The sequence below is a fragment of the Streptomyces sp. NPDC002690 genome (assembly GCF_053592415.1).
Genome location: NZ_JBSFVR010000440.1, coordinates 1 through 5,480 on the forward strand (window position 1 = coordinate 1; position 5,480 = coordinate 5,480).

General features: G+C 70.1%; 4 protein-coding genes and 1 pseudogene. 1 reads left to right on the top strand and 4 read right to left on the bottom strand.

The window, feature by feature from the left end; genetic code table 11:
- The 4 genes and pseudogenes from ACWD3D_RS32735 to ACWD3D_RS32750 form a co-directional block, all read right to left on the bottom strand.
- Positions 1 to 85, bottom strand: a pseudogene (locus ACWD3D_RS32735) (TetR/AcrR family transcriptional regulator); the annotation flags it as partial.
- A gap of 10 nt (positions 86 to 95) precedes the next feature.
- Positions 96 to 1,175: a WxL protein peptidoglycan domain-containing protein gene (locus ACWD3D_RS32740; protein WP_451464366.1), complete on the bottom strand. Its 1,080-nt coding sequence runs from the start codon at positions 1,173 to 1,175 to the stop codon at positions 96 to 98.
- 76 nt (positions 1,176 to 1,251) lie between these two features.
- A complete protein-coding gene (locus ACWD3D_RS32745) occupies positions 1,252 to 3,228 on the bottom strand; it encodes a fibronectin type III domain-containing protein (protein WP_451464367.1) in 1,977 nt (658 codons plus the stop codon).
- A 127-nt stretch (positions 3,229 to 3,355) separates the two neighbouring features.
- Positions 3,356 to 4,567: a HupE/UreJ family protein gene (locus tag ACWD3D_RS32750; protein ID WP_451464368.1), complete on the bottom strand. Its 1,212-nt coding sequence runs from the start codon at positions 4,565 to 4,567 to the stop codon at positions 3,356 to 3,358.
- Positions 4,568 to 4,798: 231 nt separating this feature from the next.
- On the opposite strand from ACWD3D_RS32750, the gene ACWD3D_RS32755 reads away from it, so the two are divergent.
- Positions 4,799 to 5,473: a hypothetical protein gene (locus ACWD3D_RS32755; RefSeq protein ID WP_451464369.1), complete on the top strand. Its 675-nt coding sequence runs from the start codon at positions 4,799 to 4,801 to the stop codon at positions 5,471 to 5,473.
- Positions 5,474 to 5,480 lie beyond the last annotated feature (7 nt).

Here is a 5,480-nt window from a genome sequence, read left to right on the forward strand (position 1 = left end):
GCTCCGACTCCGCGGAGAAAGGGCTGAGCGGGCTGTCCGGGTCGGCCGCGTTCTTGAAGAACTGCGCCGCGAACTCGTGGTACGGCAGGATGCGGTCAGTCCTGCTTCCCGGTCTTCTCCCGCAGCGCGCGGCTCACCGCCTCGCGCACCCGCTCGTCCTCCAGACTCTTGCGACGGGCGCGCCCGCGCCGGGTCAGGACGACCGCCACGACGACTGCGGCGAGGACCAGGACCACCAGCAGCGTCAGGGTCCACGGGACGGCCCACCCGTGGGCCGTGGCCACGACCGGCTTGAGGGCGGTCGTGGAGCCGGCCGCGTCCGTGAGCACCGGGGTGACGGTGACGGTGGTGGCCAGGCGGAACGCCGGAGTCACGTCGTGGACCGGGACCGTCACTTTCCAGCGCTCACCCGGCAGCAGCTCGGGCGGTGCGGCGACGGCGCCGGCATCGGTGCTGAAGGTACCGAAGGGACCCGTGACGGTGACTTTCTGGGTGCCGGAGAGCAGCGCGTTGCCCGTGTTGTGGAGGCTGTAGGTCACCGTCGCGTCGCCCTGGCCGAACGGACCGGCGGAGCCGCCGTACGAGACGCGCAGGTCCTCGACGGCCAGCTTCGGCCGCAGCGCCCCGCTGACGCGCAGCTTGATCCGGATACCCAGACGCCGGTCGACCGCGATGCCCTCCGCGTCGTCGGGCTGCCCCAGAGAGGTGAGGATGCCGCCCACGTAGTCGCCCGGGGTGGCGTCGTCCGGGACCGAGACCGTGAACGGGACCTGGACGGTCTTGCCCGGGGCGACCGTCACCGTCTCGTGCGCGGCGCGCACCCAGGCACCCACGGAGCGGGACTTCTTGTCCCGGGTCAGCAGGTCGAGCTGTCCCTTGTCCGTGGTGAAGCCGTCGGCGGTGTACACGGCGAGGGTCAGCGCGGTGGTGCCGTGGTTGGCGACGACCATCGCGTCCTCGGTCTTCCCGCCCGGGTTCACGCTGTAGCCGAAGCTCGAACGGTCGTTCCCGAAGTCGTTGGAGGCCGTCCGGACCGTCCAGGTGACGTCGCCGTCCGCCGCGCGGGCCGGAGCGGCGCACACGCCCGCGAGCGCCAGCACGGTGAGCAGGACGAGGGCGACGGCACGGACGGGGCCGGCGGTGGTGTTACGGCGGGATGGTGCCACTGCGTGCATCTCGGGTCTCTCTGGGAAAGGAGGTGGGGCAGACTCCGGTGGACCGGAGCCTGCCCCACCGGTGGAGCGGGATCGGTCAGCTGCTCAGCGCGGTGATCGTGAGGGTCGCGCGGTAGCCGCCCTTCTGCACGCTGTCCGGGATCTTGAGATCCAGGTCGGCGCCCAGCTTGGAGGTTCCCCGTGCGTGACCCTGCTCGGCGGAGCCGAGACCGCGGGACACGGCCAGACCGTCACCCTGGTCGTCGTACCCGGACGCGACCGGCGAACCGGCCACGGCACCCGCGCCCTGGTCGAGCACGTACGGCGACCAGCCGAGGTAGGAGCCCGCGAACGTCTTGTCGGCGTCCTTGAACGCGCTCACGTTGGCCGAGACCGACCACGGCGAGAGCGTGCGGCGGGTGTCCGACACGAGGATCGGGTTGATCTTGCCGGAGGCGGTGAAGTGGTCACCGTTCTCCTCCTTGGCGGTACCGAGGTCCACCAGACCGTTGTAGCCGTCGACGGTCCAGCCGAACTCGCCCGGAGCCGCGTTGGGCACGTTGACCTGGAGCGACTGGCTGTCACCGTTGTACGGGTGGACGCTCACCTTGTCGACGATGGAGCCGACCGGCTGCGCGGCGTCGGTGTTGTTGCACCAGTCGCCGTGCGAGACCTCGGAGTTGGGAGCGGCGCAGGTGGAGCTGCGGACGTTCTCCACGACGAGCTTCTCGTCCCGCACCTGGACCTTGACGTAAGAGCGGACGTGCTCCTGGTTCTGCACCGAGTTGTACCAGTAGTTGTCCGGGTTCAGCGGGTCGGCGCCGTTGCCCGCGCCGCTGGTGCCGCTGTTGTCGGGCGCCGTGATGTCGTAGTACTTCGAACCCGAGGCGGAGTTGGCGGTGACGTACAGGACGCCGCCGGGACCCGGGTAGACATCGGCCGCGCCCGGCTGCTCCTCGGGATCGGCCTTCGCGCCGTTCTTGATGAGGTAGCTGCGGGAGTAGCTGTGGTCGTGGCCCTGGAGGACCAGGTCGACGCCGAGCTTGGAGAAGGTCGTCGGGAAGTCGACCCGACGGACCTTGTTGTCCCCGTCCTTGGCGTGCGAGGCCGGCGAGTAGATCGAGTGGTGGTAGACGAGCACCTTCCACTTGGCCTCGGAGCCGTGCTGGTTGATGACGTCCGTGACGTACTTGGTGTGCGCCTCGTCGCCGCCGCCGCCCTGCGAGGTGGCGTAGCTGTTGCTGTTCAGGTCGATGAACAGGACATCCTTGTAGATGTACCAGTAGTCACCGCCCGACGTGTTGGACGCCGGGTTGCCGTTGGCGTACTTCGAGGCCGAGTTGTCCGTGTTCGGCGTCGAGAAGTGCTGCTCGTACGCCTTGCCGCCGACGTCGTGGTTGCCGATGGTGGCGGCGTACGGGATCTGGCGCAGCTGGTCGGGGGCCAGGAAGGACTTCCACTGGTCCTCGTTGTTGGCGCTCTCGACCTGGTCGCCGCCCGAGACGAGGAGCTCGGCGTTCGGGTTGGCCTTGGTGGCCACGTTCAGCGTGTCCGACCAGCCGGCCTGGTCCTGCGCCAGATCGCCGGAGGAGCCGATCTGCGGGTCGCCGAGGAAGAGGAAGTCGTACGCGCCCTCGAAATCCTGCGTCTTGAAGGCGTACGCGGTCGACCAGTTGCCCTCGCTGCCGACGCGGTAGGAGTAAGCGGTGTTCTCCTTCAGGCCGGTGATGGTGGCGTGGCGGTTGTAGCCGCCGCTGGTGGCGAGGTTCGCGGCGCCCAGAGCGTCGAAGGTGACCGCGTCGGCGGGGAACTCGCCACCCGTGAGCTGCGCCGTGGGGGCGAGCTGCACCTTCTGGGCGGTGTCGCCGGAGGAGTACCAGCTGACGGTGCGCTGGGTCTCGTTGGCGCCGACACCCAGGACGATGCCGGAGAGGGTGGAGGCCTCGGCCGCGGAGGCGGGGGAGCTCACTCCGCCCGCGAAGGCGACGGTCAGGCCGAGGAAGGCGGCGGTGGCGCCGGTGGCCACACGGGTCCGCACAGGCCCCCGGGCCTGGTGGGAAGCGTTCGATCTCATGAAGTGTCGTTTCTTCTGTGTGCGTACGGTGCGTACGCAAGGGCGATCGCCAAGTTGTCGGGACGAGATGAACGACATCTGAATGCGATCTTGGTTGAGGTTGAACATCACCACTGGCCTGCGGTTTTCATGAGCCGGCCACACGCTGTACGAACCAGATGAGCCCCATCGCCGCGACGCAGGCGGAGATCGCGCCGGTGGTCCACACGGCGGCCCGCGGCGAGCGGCGCACGAGCAGCAGGAGCAGCGGGAACACCACGGCGATGATGCCGAGTTGGACCGCCTCGATGCCGATGTTGAACACCAGGAGGGACCACAGCAGGGTCCATGTCCAGGCGGCTTCGATACCGAGCGCGCCCGCGAATCCCAGGCCGTGCACCAGGCCGAAACAGAACACGACGCCGAGACGGGTCCAGCCGGCCCGGTCCAGGGCGAACCGGCCCCCACCGGGCGCCGGCAGCTCCGCGACGAGGGTGCCCCGCCCCCGTATCCGCCACAGGTGCCAGCCGGCGACCACGGCGATGGAGAGCGCGATGACGGGCTCCACCAGACCGGACGGAACGTCGACCAGGCCCAGCGCGGCCAGCAGGAACGTCACCGAGTGGGCCAGCGTGAAACTGGTGGCGGCGAGGACGACCTCGCGCGGACGCCGCGACCCGGCTATCAGCGCCAGCAGGAACAGGATGTGGTCGGTACCCGTCAGCAGGTGCTCCGCGCCCAGCCGGAAGAACTCCCAGAAGCGCTGCGCCCATGCCTGGCTGATCGAGAACGACGGATGCCCGGAGTCGAGCGCGGCGCTGCCGGAGTGGCCGCCGACGTCGTACGTGACGATCGTCTTGGTGCCCTTGACGTACCCCTCGGAGTCGGGGAAGAGAGTGCCGCGCACCTCGTGGTCGCCCGAACCGTGGGCGGCACACGCCCAGTCGAGGTCCAGCAGGGCGTACGGTACGCCCTCCTCGGTACCCATCCGGAACGCGCCGGCGGGGGTGGGCGCACACGCCTTTCCGCCGGCACTGACCGCGAGATGCCGGGTGACGTACCCGAGGACGGTGTCGCGATGGGAGCCGAGCGCGGCGGCCTCGGCGGCCGCGTCCCCGGCGTCGAAGGCCTCGGTGCCCGCGCGGAAGAGGGGATCGTCGTCACCGGTGTCGGCGGCCGACACCACCAGCAGGTCGTACTCCAGCTTGAGTTGGGTGCGGAGCGGCCCGTCCCCGTCACCGGTGACGTGCGCGTACACGGTCGACGAGAAGCCGTGGGCGGCTGCGGGCCTGGCGAGGCAGAGCAGGAAGAGGACCGCCGCGGCGAGCGCGAGCAAGGGGCGGCGTACACGGTGAGGCATGGAACTCCTTGAGGTTGCCCGTGCACCGTGCAGGTCGTGGATGAACCGAAAGCGGCCGGTCGGCGAAGCATGAGAAAACAAAGGCGCGATGGCGGTCGGTTTTATGGAGATCAGTGTGCCGACGGCGCAGGATGTGAGGAAAGCCGCCCCCTACCGGCCCGCCCGTCCCACCGGGCCGCACAGGCATGCCGTCGTGCCGCGGGGGAGGCCCCTACCCGAAGGACGATCGTCTTGCACCGCCCGCTCCAGGCCGCCGCCGTGACCACCGCGGCCGCCCTCGCCCTGCTCGCCGGATGCGCCTCGGAAGCCGACTGGTCGCGGCCGCACCCGCGACCCTCCGCGATCGGCGCTCTGGGCGCGGGATTCATCCGCCCGGACAAGTCGCCCGCGCCGGAGTCCACCGTCACCCCCGACCCCGGCTCCTGGTCCGGAGTCCGCCCCTCTGCCGGAGCCCGCGTCGTGCTCCTCACCGCGGGCCACGACCGGCCCACGAAAACCCTGGTCACCGCCGTGCGGAAGTGGGCGAAGGACGAGGACGTCGATCTGCGGACCGTGACGGCCGCCGACGACGCCGATCTGCTCCCCGCCACCATCAGGGCGGTGGACCTCCGTCCCGACCTCGTCATCAGCGCGGGCAACAGCCTCATCGACCCGCTCGCCACGGTCACCCCGAGCCACCTCGACCAGGAGTTCCTGGTCGTCGGCGCCGAACTCGCCGAACCCACCCACAACGTCACGGCGGTCGACTGGACGGGCGCCTCCTTCCGGGGCGAGGGCCTCGGCATGTCCTCCGCGTACGACGCCGCCAGCTTCACCGCCGCCCGCTGCGCGGCGGCCGTCCGCGCGGGAACGGCGGCGGTGCTCTCCGGACACACTGGCATCGTGGTGTGGCTCGACAAGTTCTGAGAGCCTC

Excerpts from the sequence above, each read along its gene's own strand:
- ACWD3D_RS32750 (WP_451464368.1), bottom strand. The coding sequence starts at position 4,567 with ATGCCTCACCGTGTACGCCGCCCCTTGCTCGCGCTCGCCGCGGCGGTC.
- ACWD3D_RS32745 (WP_451464367.1), bottom strand. The coding sequence starts at position 3,228 with ATGAGATCGAACGCTTCCCACCAGGCCCGGGGGCCTGTGCGGACCCGT.
- ACWD3D_RS32740 (WP_451464366.1), bottom strand. The coding sequence starts at position 1,175 with ATGCACGCAGTGGCACCATCCCGCCGTAACACCACCGCCGGCCCCGTC.